The organism is Winogradskyella pulchriflava (assembly GCF_042434315.1).
GTDB lineage: Bacteria > Bacteroidota > Bacteroidia > Flavobacteriales > Flavobacteriaceae > Winogradskyella > Winogradskyella pulchriflava.
Map to the genome: position 1 here is coordinate 216065 of NZ_JBHLTQ010000002.1, position 16119 is coordinate 232183.

Consider the following 16119-nt stretch of genomic DNA (forward strand, 5'->3'; position numbering starts at 1 on the left):
TTTGCTTCCAGCTTTTGAAAACAGAGTTTTACTAAAAAAAAAGTCCCGATTAAATCGAGACTTTATAAAATTTATATTTTAAATAAAACATACTAAGCCTCGTTTCTTTTGCTAAAAAAGAAATAAAACCAGTTAAAATATGTTTTAGTTGTGTTCATTGTTTTAATTATATGGCTAATGTAATTAATATTTTTACAAATCAAAATGTGGAAATAGATTTTTTGAAATTAAAGTTTAACTTTTAAAGAATTAGCAATAAACGCTATACAATATTATATAATACTTATTTTTGAATAAACTTTTCTTTTATGTCAATTGAAGTTAAAAACATTACAAAACTATACAAAGACCAAAAGGCTCTAAATGATGTATCTTTTAAAGTAAAGGATGCTGAAATTGTAGGTTTTTTAGGCCCAAATGGTGCTGGTAAATCTACCATGATGAAGATATTAACCACATATATTGATGCCTCAGAAGGTTCTGCTAACGTCAATGGGTTTGATGTTACTTCAGACAAAAAAAATGTTCAAAAAAGCGTTGGATATTTACCAGAACACAATCCGCTTTATACGGATTTGTACGTTAAAGAGTATTTAAGTTTTAATGCCAATGTATATGGTGCTTCAAAATCTCGAATAAACGAAGTTATTGAGTTAACGGGCTTAACACCAGAAGCGCACAAAAAAATTGGACAGCTTTCTAAAGGTTACAGACAACGTGTTGGCTTGGCAAATGCTTTATTACACAATCCTGATGTGTTGATTTTAGATGAACCTACTACAGGTTTAGACCCAAACCAATTGGTAGATATCAGAAATTTGATTAAAACTATTGGTAAAGAAAAAACCATTTTTCTATCCACTCATATTATGCAAGAGGTTGAAGCTATGTGCGATCGTGTTATCATTATCAATAAAGGTGAAGTTGTTGCAGACAAATACTTAAAGGATTTAAGAGACGGACAAGAACAAGTTGTTGTGGTAGAGTTTGATTATCCTGTTGAAGATGCCTTTTTATTAAAGCTACCAAAAGTAACTAGTGTAAAAAACACGCACGATTTTATATACGAAATCACTTTTTCTACCAAAGACGATATGCGCTCTCATGTGTTTGATTTTGCACATGACAATGAATTAAAAATTCTACAGTTAAATCAGAAAAATGCAAGCTTAGAGAGTTTGTTTAGGGAATTGACGAATTAAAAAGCCCATCCTAGCCTTCCCAGAGGGAAGGAATGATATGTTGCGACTATACTATGAGAACAGATAGTTTTAAAAATCTCAGTGGATATAAAGATTTAATTAACGAAAAATTAAGTGAATTTATATTGAGTTTTGAAAATGCTCCCAAAAAGACTAAAAAGCTATTACACTATCAGTCAGTTATAAATTTATCTAAAGAAATAATTCGTTTCAATAATTCCGAAGCTAATAAGCTAAAAGATTTAATGCTTGAATATTTTGAAATAGTAAAAGATTTTGAATATTACGATAATATCAATAATGTCAAATATATTCATGACAAAAGAAAACAAAGTTTAGACTTATACCAAAAACACCTACGTCCAGTTGGAAGTTATCTAATTCAAGAAAGTGACTTTGGTCCAGATTTATCTCTACGATATTTTCTAATTTGTGGAATTACTTTAGATATTATTATTTATAGTTTTTTTAGTAAAAGTATAGTTCCCTTGTCTACGATTTTAGTTATTATTATTGGGATAAAAATGAGAAACAAAAAGAGAAAAGAAGGTAGAACATTTTCAGTTTTCAAATAAAACTTGAATTAAATAGCATTTTAATTAAGTAAAAAAATTATTCAAAAATCAACTGACCAATATAGATTTCTTCAACATCCACAAGTGGTGGCTCGTTAACCGAAATTAAATCTCCAGTGCCTCTAAGCTCGCCAGCTAAGGACAATTGTGGATTTACAATCATATCGTTACTGCCACGATGGTAAACGCTTATATTTTGAGCTATTAAATTTTCGCCTTCAAAACGTCCAGAGCCTGAATAAAAACCAACAAATAAGTTTGTAACATTTCCATCTATGTAAAACGATGAAATATTATTTGAAACAATATTTAGTTCTACAGAATTTATGGTTAATCTAAAATCACCAACTGTAAATTGACTGCCAGTATTGACATCTTCGGAATAAAGTGTTAAATCGTCATACGAGAGTACACCATCGGAAACTATTTCATATTGAGACGATGTAATAATTTCTGTTAGGTTTGGTGCTTCCACATATACCTTTGTTATACCATAATCCCTAACATAATTGCAAGTATTATTATCGGTTAGCACTAATTGGTCTCCTACAATTTCAGCTTTAACATCATTGATAAGGTTTTCACCAGTTTCAATGGTTACTTTATAATCTGTTGCTTCTTTAATAATGAGTTCTACTCCTCTATTGACTAGGATTTTTTCAAAATTAGAAACCGTAACTTCTTCTTGTATAATATGTCCAGAAGTTTGAAAACAATCATTGGCATCTTCGCTGTTACAAGCGAAAACAAAAAGCAATAGTATGTAAACTCTTTTTCTCATTGTTTGTTATTCTAATCGTGTTTCGGAAACTCAAATATTAATAAAACTTAAATAATGTTTCTATCAATCAACTGCTCTCTGCATGTCATTATTTTATAATCTTACTCCTATTCCAAATTCAACAGCTTCGGCTTTTGCTCCATGCGACTTTAAGGTCATCGCACCGAAGAATTTTTTTCCAAAATAGCGTTTTAATCCTATTCTTATATACGTTCTTCCTTCAAAATCAAAAGGATAGTAGACATAATACCCAAATTGTGTTTCTATAGACATTTTATTGATGAATAATTCATGACCTGCAAACAATCCAACACGTTTGTAATCTTCTTTACCGCTAACATCTAGCTCAGGAAAAGAAACCGATTGGTAATAAATTAACTCCTTTAAAAAGTTTGAAAAAAACACATCAACACCCAACTGAACTGCGCTAATATGACTTAATCTCTTATCTGCATAAGCCGAAAAAATATAAAAAGGAAATTGACCACTACCAATAACATCACTTTGGTTTATGCCACTTCTAAAAGCAATATTGTATTTGATGCGTTCTGTAAATTTTTTATCATCTGGATTATCTAGATATTCTGCATCTTCATTATCTAAATTATAGGTTAGCCCGAAATTAAAAGCAATTGTATTGACACTTGTATTTGGTGCTTTTACATTGGCATTGGAATAATGAATTAAAGATAAACCCGTTTGTAAGCCAAACCTGTTAAATATTCGCTCCTTTTTATAATTCAACATTAGATATGTTGAACTTAAAAAATGAGAACCAAAAGCAATGTTTTTGTGGTTATCCTCTTTGTCATAAGGATTTGTATTGTAAGCTAATCCTTGCGCAATGCGAAGCATTAAATTTCGCTTTAAAAAGTAAAAATTATAATGTGCGTAGAGTCCGTAGTTTTCACCAAGAACATCATTTTTTAAATCTTGATATACAAAAGACGCTCCATAATCTGGATAATTAAAACGTTGTTCCCAAGGTTGGTTTCCAAAGGTTTTTTTGTTCCATGTAAAAATAAAACCCTCTGGGTGACCTGTAATTAAATGAAGAATATCATTGTTGTGCAGTGCAATGTTTCCACCAAAATAGTTGACATCTAAATACGAATTGTTTCTTTTCTCCTGTGCAAAAAGCACGATAGATGAGAGCAATAAAATTGTACTTACTAATTTTCGCATTCAAAATTGTTGAGTCGCAAAAATAGTCAATAATTATAACTCAATAGCTATTCTAAATGTTAGGAATATTATACAAACAATGTAGCAACCAATGACACTATTGTGAGCGCTAAAATTTGTATTACAAATCTAAATTCCGATTTATTCTTTTTGATTAATTTCATTTTTAAAGGGGCTTAAAATTACTCTTCAAATATCTAAATGAAAACTGACTACAGTGTTAATTAAACCCTAAGAAAACGTTACTGTTATAGCACTAAACTATTGCCTTAACTACAGCTTTAGGTGATTCTTTTCTACTACCATCAAAACCATCAATACCACTAACCGTTGTGTATTTCAGTACAAATTTCTTTCCAGGATTCAAGCGTTTGTAAGCTGACTGACACATTAGGGTGGCTTCGTGAAAACCGCAAAGAATTAACTTTAGCTTGCCTTCATAAGTGTTGACGTCTCCAATGGCATAAATGCCAGGAATATTGGTCTGATAATCCACTGTATCTACTTTGATAGCATTTTTTTCAATCTCTAATCCCCAATTTCCTATTGGACCTAATTTTGGTGATAAACCAAATAACGGAATAAACTCATCGGCTTCTAAAATTTCTGTGTCACCATTTTTTGTAATCGAAACGGCTTCTAAAAGTTCGTTTCCATGAAGCCCAGTGATTTCTGCTGGTGTAATAAGGTTAATTTTATTAAGCAATTTTAATTCTTGCACACGTTCAACAGAATCAAGTGCTCCTCTAAATTCGTTTCGTCTGTGGACTAAAGTGACTTCTGAAGCTACATCTGCCAGAAAAATACTCCAGTCTAAGGCAGAATCTCCTCCTCCTGCAATAACAACCTTTTTGTTTCGATAGACTTCAGGATCTTTTATAAAGTAAGCAACACCATTGTCTTCGTAGTTTTCAATATTTTCTAACTGTGGTTTCCTAGGCTCAAAACTGCCTAAACCTCCAGCGATGGCTATAATTGGTGCGTGATGTTGCGTTCCTTTATTAGTAGTAACAATAAAACTACCATCCTCTAATTTCTCAATGGTTTCTGCACGTTCACCTAAAGTAAAACCTGGTTGAAATTGTCGTCCTTGTTCTAACAAGTTAGACGTTAAATCACCTGCTAATATTTCTGGAAAGCCAGGAATATCATAAATCGGTTTTTTAGGATACAACTCAGAGCATTGACCACCAGGTTGTGGTAATGCATCAATTAAATGGCACTTTAATTTTAACAAGCCAGCTTCAAATACTGTAAATAATCCTGTTGGTCCTGCTCCAATGATGAGTATATCTGTTTTAATCATAATTATATTTTTTCCACTAAACCTTTAGTGAATTCGTTTAATTTTTCGACTTTTTGTTCAAAGTCTCCTTTTATTGTTTTTCTGTATATATTGAGATTTTGTACCAAATCATCAATATTTTCTGGTATAACATCTTCAAAAAATTGTCGTAAGCGTTTTGCTGTTGTTGGCGATTTACCGTTGGTGGAAATCGCTACTTTTACATTGCCTTTTGTAACAATGCCTCCCATATAAAAATCACAGTATGGTGGATTATCGGCCACGTTAACCAATTTACTTTGTGCTCTACAATCGTTGTATATTTCTATATTAACCTCAGGATTGTCTGTAGTAGCGATGACGATATGCTTTCCTTCTAAATGATTTTTATGGTACACTGCATTGATACGTTTTACATTTCCTGTTTCAGCAATTTTGATGGTATCTTCCCTAAACATTGGCGACACCATGGTAACCTTCGCATCTGGACTCGACTTTAATAAAAACGTCAGTTTTTCTTCTGCTACAAATCCACCACCAACTATTAAAATCTCAAGATTTTTTGCTTTAAGAAAAATGGGATATAAATTATTTCTATCCATAGCTTTAAGCGCTTTTTTGTTTTGAATTGGCAATAGCCAAATCTGCTTTAGCATAAATATCTGTAAGATCTACCCTCTGATTTACAACTTCACCAATTATTATAATTGCAGGTGTTGAGAGTTGCTTTTCTTCCACAATTTTTTCAATGGTGCTTATCGTCCCAATTCCTATTTTTTCATTTAATCGAGTTCCATTTTGAATAACTGCAACAGCGGTTTCAGATTTACCTTCTTTTTTAAACGTTTGAACAATTTCAGGCAATTTTCCCATTCCCATTAATATCACTACTGTCGCTGTTGACTTTGCTGCTAGAGCGATGTCACCAGAAATTTTATGAGATTTGGTTGTTCCCGTTATTACCCAAAAACTTTCTGAAGCATTGCGTTTGGTTAACGGAATACCTTGATAAGCTGGAACAGCAGCAGAGGACGATATACCTGGAACAACGGCTACTTCAATAGCATAATCTTTAGCATAGTCTAACTCTTCCGCTCCACGACCAAAAATGAATGGATCGCCTCCTTTTAATCTTACTACATGTCCACATCTTAGCGCGCGTTCAACAATTAAATCGTTAATCTGACTTTGCTGATAAGCATAACAACCACTACGTTTACCTACAAAGATTTTCTCTGCTTTACGCGACGCATATTGAAGTAACTCTTCATTTACAAGCGCGTCGAATAAAATAACATCTGCAGATTTTATGGCTTGAATAGCCTTTAATGTAATTAAATCTGCATCTCCTGGTCCTGCTCCTACTACGGTTAATCTTGGTGTCATGATTTTAAATTTTAACGGCTAATTGTTCTTCTCTGAATGCTTTAACCTCGGTTAAAAATTGTGCTGCTGCATTTATATAATTGTTTGCGAAATCTTCAGTTGGTGGGTACACCTTAATCTGATATATTAAATCTGAAAATGATGTCCCTAATGTTATTTTTTTAGTCTCTACGAATAGTTCATCAAACTGACTTATGATTCCGGCTTGTGTATTGGTTTTTATATTTTCGGATAATAAAATTGCTTTCGCCGAATTCACCATAGAACGATATGCTTCATAAATGGCTCCAGAATATACTTTGTTACTGAATGCCTCTTTAGCTTCTTCAATTTTTTCATCGCTTTCTAAGAAAAGTGTAGCGATTAAATCGATAACAACACCAGCACATTCACCAATTCCGATGGCTTTAACGTATTGTTCATCGGTTCCCCAATCAATAAAATCTTCTGGAGTTAAATTTTCAATATCTGACAAATCAGTCAACAACTGATAAAAGTATTTTTCGCCTTTTTCTTTATAATAATCGACAAATAATTTTCCATCTGCATTGGCTTCAAAATCATCTAGAATTCGACGTAAGGCTTCTGGTCCTCTTCGACTAGGCACTTTAACCACCTTGTCAGCGAAATAAGCGTTACCGTTTCCTAAATTTCCACCTCCTAACAGCACTTGCAATGCTGGAGCAACCAACTTATCTTTAGTTCTAATGGACATGCCTTGAAAACCAATATCTGCCATATTATGCTGTCCACAAGCATTCATACATCCACTTATTTTAATCACTAAATCTTTATTCTGTAAATACTGTGGATATTCTGATTTTATGACGCGCTCCAATTCTTCTGCAATTCCTGTACTACTAGCAATTCCCAAATTACAAGTGTCTGTTCCAGGACATGCCGTAATGTCCACGGCTTTATTATAACCTGCTTCTGTGAAGCCTAATTTTTCTAATTCGGTATAGAAAAATGGGATTAAATCTTCCTTTACAAATGGAATTAAAATGTTTTGGCGTAAGCTCAATCTAATTTCACCAGCTGCATATTGTTCAACTAAATCGGCTAATAATCGTGCTTTATCCGTGTAGAAATCGCCCAGTAAAACTTTAATACCAATGGCAACATAACCCTCTTGCTTTTGAGGAATAACGTTTGTGGATTTCCACAAGTTAAAAGCTTTCACATCTTTTATTTCAATTTTCGGAGCTTTTACTGAAACCGGTTTTGAAACCACATAGTTGGTTTCATCAATTTCAACAGACTTAAACTCAATGGCATTTTGTTCTTCTTCTACCAATTGTCTAAAAGCATCTAAACCGATGTCCTTTACTAAGAATTTCATTCTGGCTTTGGCGCGACTTTTACGTTCACCATAACGGTCAAAAACACGAAGTACACCTTCCATTAAAGGAATGATTTTATCTGAAGGTAAAAAGCTATAAAATTCATCGGCATGTCTAGGTTGCGAACCCAAGCCTCCACCCAGCATCACTTTGAATCCTTTTACTCCATCTTTTATTTTAGCTATAAAACCTAAATCGTGAATATATGACAAGCCAGTATCGTCATCTGAAGATGAAAAGGACACCTTGAACTTTCTTCCCATTTCTTGGCAAATCGCATTTCTCAGAAAGAACTTAAACAAGGCATCAGCATATGGAGACACATCAAAAGGTTCTTTTGGATCGATACCAGCAGTTTCACTTGCGGTGACATTTCTCACGGTGTTACCACAAGCTTCTCTTATCGTAACGTCGTCACGTTCTAATTCTGCCCAAAGTTCTGGAGTGCGATTAATATCAACATAGTGAATTTGAATATCCTGACGTGTTGTAATGTGTAATCGGCTTCTAGAATATTCGTCAGAAACCTCAGCAATACGACGCAACTGATGACTCAACACTTTACCATAAGGCAATTTGATACGAATCATTTGCACACCTTCTTGACGCTGACCATATATGCCTCTTGCCAAACGTAGGCTACGGAATTTTTCCTCGTCTATTTTTCCATTTTGAAATAGCTCAATCTTATTGGCTAATTCAATGATATCCTTTTCTACAACTGGGTTTTCTAATTCTGTTCTGAAGCTTTGCATTATTATTATATTATTCCTATGGGTTTACTAGGAATTAAAAAAATACGTTTCCTAGTTTTTTAAAATACATTTTTTATTGAATGAAGCCTGCGCCTACTGTATTATTAGATTGGGAATCAATAATTATAAAAGAACCGTTAGTTCTATGAGATTTAAATGCATCATAAAATATTGGTTTATTAAGCTTAAAGGAAACCGTTGCAATATCATTCATCTGCAAAGCAGTAATAGACTCATCTATACCAGAATAATCCGGATTAATTTTATGGTAAATTTGATCTACTTTCGCTAATACTTTATTAACTCCGTGTTGCACATAGTATTTCTTTCCTGCTGTTAAGTTTTGTGAATCCATCCAAGAAATAGTAGCTGTAAATTGCTTATCTACAGTTGGTAAGTCATTGGCTTTAACAATCATATCTCCTCTACTAATATTAACATCATCTTCAAGTGTTATTAAGACTGAAGATCGCCTTGAGGCTGTTTCAACTTTCTGATCGTAAAAATGGATTTCCTTAATTTTCGATTTGGTCTTTGAAGGCAAAACCACCACATCATCTCCAACACTCAACTCACCACCATATACTTTTCCAGCATAACCTCTAAAGTCATGAAACTCTTGAGTTTTCGGTCTAATTACATATTGAACAGGAAACCTAGGTGTGCCAACATTGTAAATATCTTCATTATCAATATTTTCTAAGTATTCGAGTAAAGTATCACCTCTGTACCAAGGTGTATTCTTTGATTTATTAACCACATTATCACCTTTTAAAGCACTAACAGGAATAAAAGTAATCTTCTGGTCTTTATAATCTCTCTTACTCATTAAAGCCTCAAAGTCTGCTTTAATTGCGTTATATTTTTCTTCAGAGAAATCAACCAAATCCATTTTGTTTATAGCGACAATAACTGTTTTTATTCTCAACAGATTATTAATAAAAAAATGACGATTGGTTTGCTCTATCACCCCTTTTCTAGCGTCAATTAAAACTATGGCTGCTTGAGATGTTGAAGCTCCAGTAACCATATTTCTTGTATATTCTACGTGACCAGGTGTGTCTGCTATAATGTAACTTTTATTAATTGTAGAAAAATAAATGTGTGCCACATCTATTGTTATTCCTTGTTCTCTTTCTGCAACTAATCCATCCGTAGCTAAAGAAAAGTCTAAATAATCGTAACCTAACTGACGGCTTTTGTTTTTTATAGCTTCTAATTTATCTGATGTCAACGATTTTGTATCGTATAAAAGTCGACCTATTAATGTACTTTTACCATCATCTACACTTCCTGCTGTTGCTATTTTTAATACTTCCATAATCAAAAGCCCCTTCTAACTTCCCCAGATGGGAAGAACTCTTACTCGGGCGAATGTTGAGTTTTGTTTTTAATGTCTTATAAAATTTTATTAATCTTAAGTTCCCTCAAACTTGCTGATTCCCCCTTTTGGGGATTAAGGACTTTTTTTAAAAATACCCTTGTTGCTTACGTTTTTCCATTGCTGCTTCGGAGCGTTTATCATCAATCCTTGCACCTCGTTCTGATATGGAAGATTCTCTAATTTCTTGCACGACACTGTTAATGTCGGATGCTGTTGATAATACAGCTGCAGTACAGCTCATGTCACCAACAGTTCTAAATCTAACAGTGCGTTCTTTTACTTCTTCATAATCTTCTCTATAGACTACAGCATCATCTGCCGACCATATTAATCCATCTCGTAAAAAGGTAGCTCTGGTATGTGCAAAATATATTGATGGAATCTCAATTTGTTCTTTTTGAATGTATGACCATACGTCTAATTCTGTCCAATTTGATATAGGAAATACACGAACATTTTGACCTAATTCTATTTGTCCATTGAGCATATCGAACAATTCCGGACGTTGATTCTTTTCATCCCATTGCCCAAAATCATCTCGTACTGAAAAAATACGTTCTTTAGCTCTTGCTTTTTCTTCATCACGTCGTGCACCACCAATACATGCATCGAATTTAAATTCTTCGATAGCATCTAAAAGTGTTGTTGTCTGTAATACATTACGACTAGCATATTTACCAGATTCCTCTCTTACTTTTCCTTCGTCTATAGAATCTTGTACGTTTCTTACTATTAATTCTAATCCTAATTCCTTTACAAGTCTATCTCTAAACTCAATTGTCTCTGGAAAATTATGTCCAGTATCAATATGCATTAAAGGAAAAGGAATTTTTGCTGGGTAAAATGCTTTCTGTGCTAAACGTACAAGAGTTATAGAATCCTTACCTCCTGAAAATAATAGAACAGGTCGCTCAAATTGAGCAGCAACTTCTCTGAAGATGTAAATGGCTTCGTTTTCTAATGGATTTATATGTTCTGTATTCTTCATCTTAAAAATTTTAGGCGTGTAATCCACATTCTCTGTTTTCTAATTGTTTTGTTGGGTCAAAATATTTAAACTCATTTGGGAGATTATTTTCCTTTAAATAGCCATCTAAAGCTTCATCTGAATAATGATAAAAAGGACTTACTTTAATGACACCTGTGTTATCCTGAGACACAATATCAATACTATCTCTAAAGGCCGTTTGCCCTTTACGTAAGTTTGTAAACCAAACATCTGGTTTGTGCTCAGACATAGCTCTTTTAAAAGGCTCTAATTTAACCTGCTCCGTAAACAATTTGTGTGTTGGATCTTCCACACTTGGTATTCCCATAAGTACGTTACGGTGTGCAACGGTTTGTTTAGGAACATATAATTGTATGTTAAGGTTTAATTTTTCAATTACTTCTTCGGCATGTTTATACGTGTTAGGTGTATTATAACCTGTGTCGCACCAGATTACTTTTATATTATGCTTCACAGTATTGGTTAGGTGCAAAATAGCTGCTTCATAAGGTCTGAAATTAGTAGTCACTACTGGATTTTTAGAAATACTTAATGCCCAAATCACAATATCCTTCGGTGATTTGCTCCTTAATTCCTTATTTATTTTATCAATGTCAAGTTCCATTATTTTCCCCATTTAATATTATTCCAAGCGCGTTCATGAAAAAAGTATAGTACCATTTTAGATACTAACTCAATACCACCTATTGAAAATGCTAGAGCCAGAGTTCCTGTTAATAAATATGAAATAGCTACAGTTGCCAAAGTACCTACCACCCTCCAGCTAATTGTTTTTGCAATACTTCTTTTTATATTTTCCTGCGGTCCTTGAATCTCTTCTTTTTTTTCTCTTAATTCCGTTTGTAATACACTTTCCATAATATTCTTTTACTATTAATCCTTTTACCCTATCGATTTAGTAGAGTAAAATGCAAACCTAAATATTATTTTATAAAACTCAAGTATTAATTACGAAAAAATATGGGTTAAAATTTGAGGATTCCTCAATTTGATATATCTGCTAAGGTTGTATTTCTGAAAATTTCTAAGGTACTATCGCGTACTTCAAGCATTAGTTTATGTACTGCGCAGGCATTTTCATCTGGGCAATCGGCACACTTTTCGTAGAAATTTAAACTCACACAAGGCACCATGGCTATTGGTCCTTCTAACAATCTCATAACAGTTGTCATTGGAATTTCTTTTGGGTCTTTTAATAAGTAATAACCTCCGCCTTTTCCTTTTTTAGAACCTAAAATTCCATGCTTTCTCAGACCTAATAATATGCTTTCCAAAAATTTCTGTGAAATATTTTCCGCTTTAGAAATTTCAGAAATTTGAACAGGAACTTTATCTTCTTGTTTTGCTAAATGCACCAAGGCTTTAATTCCGTATTTTGTTTTCTTTGAAAGCATGATGTAAATCTAGTACTTTTTTCTATATCTAAAAGATTAACTTTTGCTAGAATTATTATAGAAAAAAATAAGCTCCATAATTTTGTACTTTTTAAATTAACTTATAAAAAGATTGAAATAAATTTACTTTCCATTTAATTTTTCTACTTTTGCATCATTAAAATTTAGAGGAAAAATTTGTCTGATTGCAACCTCTGACGCTGAATAATTTCAGCCGAAACAAAAATGCTAAAGCAGTAAGTTAACGACTTCTCTAGCGACCAAGCAATCTCAGATTTTTTTATAAATAACTATAACCTAAAATAGAGTTTATGCCATATTTATTTACTTCAGAAAGTGTTTCTGAGGGACACCCAGATAAAGTAGCAGACCAAATTAGTGATGCTTTAATTGATAATTTTTTAGCCTTTGATCCTGAATCTAAGGTTGCATGCGAGACATTAGTAACTACAGGGCAAGTGATACTTGCTGGTGAAGTTAAGTCTAACACGTACTTAGATGTGCAGAAAATTGCAAGAGATACTATAAACAAAATTGGCTATACTAAAAGTGCCTATATGTTTGATGGTAATTCCTGTGGAGTACTTTCTGCTATACATGAGCAGTCAGAAGAAATTAATCGTGGTGTCGACAGAGCTACGAAAGAAGAGCAAGGCGCTGGTGACCAAGGTATGATGTTTGGCTACGCAACAAATGAGACTGACAACTATATGCCTTTGGCATTAGATTTATCGCACAGAATTTTAATAGAATTGGCAGAATTACGTCGTGAAAATAAAGATATTACCTACCTAAGACCTGATTCCAAAAGCCAAGTTACTATTGAGTATAGTGATGATAATACACCTCAGCGTATTGATGCCATTGTGGTTTCTACCCAACACGATGAATTTGATTCTGATGAAGCCATGCTAGCTAAAATCAGAAAGGATATCGTAGAAATTTTAATTCCTAGAGTTATTGCTAAACTTCCGGAACATATTAAACCGCTATTCAATAATGATATAAAATACCATATTAATCCTACGGGTAAATTTGTTATTGGAGGACCACATGGAGATACAGGTTTAACCGGTCGTAAAATTATAGTAGATACTTACGGAGGCAAAGGTGCTCATGGTGGTGGAGCTTTTTCGGGTAAAGATCCTAGTAAAGTTGATAGAAGTGCTGCTTATGCCACAAGACATATTGCAAAAAATCTAGTAGCTGCAGGATTATGTGAAGAAGTATTAGTTCAAGTTTCTTATGCAATTGGTGTTGTAGAACCTATGGGAATTTTTATTGATACTTATGGTACATGTCCTTTTAATCTTACAGATGGCGAAATTGCTAAAAAGGTAGAAGCCATTTTTGATATGAGACCTGCAGCAATTGAAAGTCGTTTAAAGCTTAGACAACCTATGTATAGTGAAACAGCTGCATATGGACATATGGGTAGACAACATGAAGTTGTAAGCAAAACTTTTGAACAACCTAATGGTGAACCAATAACTTTAGATGTAGAGTTATTTACTTGGGAAAAGTTAGACTATGTTGACAAAGTAAGATCAGCTTTTAATTTATAAAAGCATTATAAAACACAAATCAAAACCCTCATAAACAATACTATGAGGGTTTTGTTTTTTAATACCATAGGTAGGAGTTTCATATTGCGAACTGTTATATTAAAAAAATGCACTAACACATACGAAACTCAAAAAATCGAAATAAAATGATGAAAATTAACAAACTACCAAATCTCATCTTAATCCTACTTATGTCTTTAATTACTATGACTTCTTGCCAAAAAGATGATGGCAATGGAAGTGGCGGACCTCAAGAAAATATACCTGATACCTTCTCAGAATATTTTGGAAACCAAATTTCAAGGGACTTTATAGGAAATGTCATTGATATTGATAAAAACCCAATTGAGGGAGTAACTATAACTATTGGAAGTCAAACTGCTTTAACAGATAGTAATGGTGTATTTATTTTAAACAATGCTTCTGTTAATGAGCGCTTTGGTTATATAAAAGCCGAAAAAGCTGGTTATATCCATGGATCACGAAGTGTTGTACCTGCTAATGGCACAAATAAAGTCACTATTATGTTACTTGAAGCAACTGTTGTTGGCACTGTAAATAGTGGTGCTTCAGAAACCATTACAGCCAATGACGGAAGCTCTGTTAGCTTTGACGGTAATTTTATAAAAGAAGATGGCTCTTCGTACTCTGGTTCTGTTGATGTTATTATGCATCATTTAGACCCAGCAGATGAAGATATGCCAATGCAAATGCCAGGTATGTTATATGCCGAAAATGAAGATGGTGCAGAACGTATGCTTCAAACATTAGGCATGCTTGCCGTAGAACTTAGAGGCTCTGGAGGTGAAGAATTAAACTTAGCTGTAGGTTCTACTTCCGAAATTAAAATGCCTGTAGATCCTAGCCTAATGAGTATTGCACCTGCCACAATTCCACTTTGGTATTTTGACGAAGTCAATGGTTATTGGAAAGAAGAAGGCTTCGCTACTTTACAAGGTAATATGTATGTTGGCACCGTATCTCATTTCTCTTTTTGGAATTGCGATATTCCTGCCGAAGCAATTACATTGTGTGTTACAGCAACAGACGAAGACAACAATACACTCAACAACCTCTATGTAACTATTACAAGTACTACATTTGGTACCAGAGGTGGTTATGCTAATAACAATGGTGAAGTTTGTGGATTTGTACCAAGCAATGAAAATTTAGTACTTAATGTATATAGTTACGAAGTATGTGGTGACAATGCTTTGCATACTGAAACTGTTGGACCATTTAATGCAGATTCTAACATAACGGTCATTGTACCTGATAATACTGATATTATTCAAGAAACTATTGTGGGAATGTTTAACACCTGTGCTGATGACGCTGTAACAGATGGCTATGTACAGGTTACTTATGGCAATCAATTTTTTACGGATGTAGTAACAGATGGTGCATTTGAAGTAAATCTTCTAAGATGTAATGAGAATAATGAATTCACAATAAAGGGAAGTGATTATGTCAACTTACAAACTACCGATAGCATCAATTATACTTTTACAACACCAGTAACGGACGTAGGTATAATAACCGCATGTAATTCTATTACAGAATTCATTCAATACACTATTGATGGAGAAAACGCATTATTTATCTCTGAAAATATTACGGCTAATTTTTATGCTGATAGTCCAAATACCAGTGCACCTTCAATAGATATTTATGGAAACAATAATGGACAAGGCAACTGCTTCTATTTATTTAGTAGGTTAGATGATACAAACTATGAAGGAACATATGATAATCTGGATTGGAATGATGTTAACGATACAGGTTTTAACATAACTGAATGTTTGAACATATCTGACACCAATAACAATATCATTTACAACCTCACCACCTTAGGAGATGTTGGTGAATATATAGACATTAATTTTGGTGGTACTTATGAAGATTTTAATGGAAATTCACATAGTATAAATGGTACTATTCATGTTATAAGAGACAACTAAATCCTTAATATTTAGTAATAAAAAAGTCCTTCTCAGTTGAGAAGGACTTTTTTATTTATACGAATTTTCACGCAACCATTTGTTGTTTTTTGTATCTACTTTATGAAAAAGAAAAACCAACAGTTATGAAATCAACAAAAATTATCTCAACCCTACTTAGTTTAAGCCTTTTTATATTTTCATCCTGTCATAAGGATGACGGAAATTCGGGTGGTGCACAACAAGAAAATATACCTGATACCTTTTCTCAATACTTTGGTAATGAAATCTCAAGGGATTTTTTAGGAACAGTTA

15 protein-coding genes are annotated in these 16119 nt (G+C 33.4%); 4 read left to right on the top strand and 11 right to left on the bottom strand.

The window, feature by feature from the left end; genetic code table 11:
- Nucleotides 1–308: 308 nt before the first annotated feature.
- Nucleotides 309–1202, top strand: coding sequence for a gliding motility-associated ABC transporter ATP-binding subunit GldA (gene gldA, locus ACFFGA_RS06120; protein WP_386061188.1), 894 nt, complete (start codon nucleotides 309–311; stop codon nucleotides 1200–1202).
- Between the two features lie 53 nt (nucleotides 1203–1255).
- On the top strand, nucleotides 1256–1777 hold the full coding sequence (locus tag ACFFGA_RS06125; protein ID WP_386061191.1) for a hypothetical protein: 522 nt from the start codon (nucleotides 1256–1258) through the stop codon (nucleotides 1775–1777).
- A 37-nt stretch (nucleotides 1778–1814) separates the two neighbouring features.
- Here ACFFGA_RS06125 and ACFFGA_RS06130 read toward each other — a convergent pair whose 3' ends face one another.
- The 11 genes from ACFFGA_RS06130 to ACFFGA_RS06180 all read right to left on the bottom strand — a co-directional run bounded on the left by ACFFGA_RS06130 (nucleotide 1815) and on the right by ACFFGA_RS06180 (nucleotide 12299).
- A complete protein-coding gene (locus ACFFGA_RS06130) occupies nucleotides 1815–2558 on the bottom strand; it encodes a head GIN domain-containing protein (protein ID WP_386061194.1) in 744 nt (247 codons plus the stop codon).
- A 93-nt stretch (nucleotides 2559–2651) separates the two neighbouring features.
- Nucleotides 2652–3743 carry an acyloxyacyl hydrolase gene (locus ACFFGA_RS06135; RefSeq protein ID WP_386061197.1) on the bottom strand — a complete coding sequence of 364 codons (1092 nt, stop codon included), beginning with the start codon at nucleotides 3741–3743 and terminating at the stop codon, nucleotides 2652–2654.
- A gap of 256 nt (nucleotides 3744–3999) precedes the next feature.
- Nucleotides 4000–5049: an NAD(P)/FAD-dependent oxidoreductase gene (locus ACFFGA_RS06140; RefSeq protein WP_386061200.1), complete on the bottom strand. Its 1050-nt coding sequence runs from the start codon at nucleotides 5047–5049 to the stop codon at nucleotides 4000–4002.
- Between the two features lie 2 nt (nucleotides 5050–5051).
- Nucleotides 5052–5630: a precorrin-2 dehydrogenase/sirohydrochlorin ferrochelatase family protein gene (locus ACFFGA_RS06145; RefSeq protein WP_386061237.1), complete on the bottom strand. Its 579-nt coding sequence runs from the start codon at nucleotides 5628–5630 to the stop codon at nucleotides 5052–5054.
- Between the two features lie 4 nt (nucleotides 5631–5634).
- Nucleotides 5635–6414, bottom strand: a complete 780-nt coding sequence (cobA, locus tag ACFFGA_RS06150; RefSeq protein ID WP_386061202.1) for a uroporphyrinogen-III C-methyltransferase — start codon at nucleotides 6412–6414, stop codon at nucleotides 5635–5637.
- A 4-nt stretch (nucleotides 6415–6418) separates the two neighbouring features.
- Nucleotides 6419–8512 carry a ferredoxin-like domain-containing protein gene (locus ACFFGA_RS06155; RefSeq protein ID WP_386061205.1) on the bottom strand — a complete coding sequence of 698 codons (2094 nt, stop codon included), beginning with the start codon at nucleotides 8510–8512 and terminating at the stop codon, nucleotides 6419–6421.
- A 73-nt stretch (nucleotides 8513–8585) separates the two neighbouring features.
- On the bottom strand, nucleotides 8586–9833 hold the full coding sequence (locus ACFFGA_RS06160; RefSeq protein ID WP_386061208.1) for a sulfate adenylyltransferase subunit 1: 1248 nt from the start codon (nucleotides 9831–9833) through the stop codon (nucleotides 8586–8588).
- Between the two features lie 148 nt (nucleotides 9834–9981).
- Nucleotides 9982–10884, bottom strand: a complete 903-nt coding sequence (gene cysD / locus ACFFGA_RS06165; protein ID WP_386061211.1) for a sulfate adenylyltransferase subunit CysD — start codon at nucleotides 10882–10884, stop codon at nucleotides 9982–9984.
- 10 nt (nucleotides 10885–10894) lie between these two features.
- Nucleotides 10895–11509 (bottom strand): phosphoadenosine phosphosulfate reductase domain-containing protein, encoded by a 615-nt coding sequence (locus ACFFGA_RS06170; protein ID WP_386061213.1) that lies wholly within the window; start codon nucleotides 11507–11509, stop codon nucleotides 10895–10897.
- Entirely contained in the window at nucleotides 11509–11763 is a 255-nt protein-coding gene (locus ACFFGA_RS06175) for a DUF2061 domain-containing protein (protein ID WP_386061216.1), read from the bottom strand. Before ACFFGA_RS06175 ends, ACFFGA_RS06170 begins: the two co-directional genes overlap by 1 nt.
- 125 nt (nucleotides 11764–11888) lie before the next feature.
- The gene (locus ACFFGA_RS06180) at nucleotides 11889–12299 is read right to left on the bottom strand and encodes an RrF2 family transcriptional regulator (protein ID WP_386061218.1); all 411 of its coding nucleotides are present in this window, start codon (nucleotides 12297–12299) and stop codon (nucleotides 11889–11891) included.
- 311 nt (nucleotides 12300–12610) lie between these two features.
- Between ACFFGA_RS06180 and metK the strand changes: the two genes are divergently transcribed.
- Together metK and ACFFGA_RS06190 are read left to right on the top strand one after the other, a co-directional pair.
- Nucleotides 12611–13864 carry a methionine adenosyltransferase gene (gene metK / locus ACFFGA_RS06185; RefSeq protein WP_386061221.1) on the top strand — a complete coding sequence of 418 codons (1254 nt, stop codon included), beginning with the start codon at nucleotides 12611–12613 and terminating at the stop codon, nucleotides 13862–13864.
- A 146-nt stretch (nucleotides 13865–14010) separates the two neighbouring features.
- Nucleotides 14011–15825, top strand: coding sequence for a hypothetical protein (locus ACFFGA_RS06190; RefSeq protein WP_386061223.1), 1815 nt, complete (start codon nucleotides 14011–14013; stop codon nucleotides 15823–15825).
- Nucleotides 15826–16119: the final 294 nt, after the last annotated feature.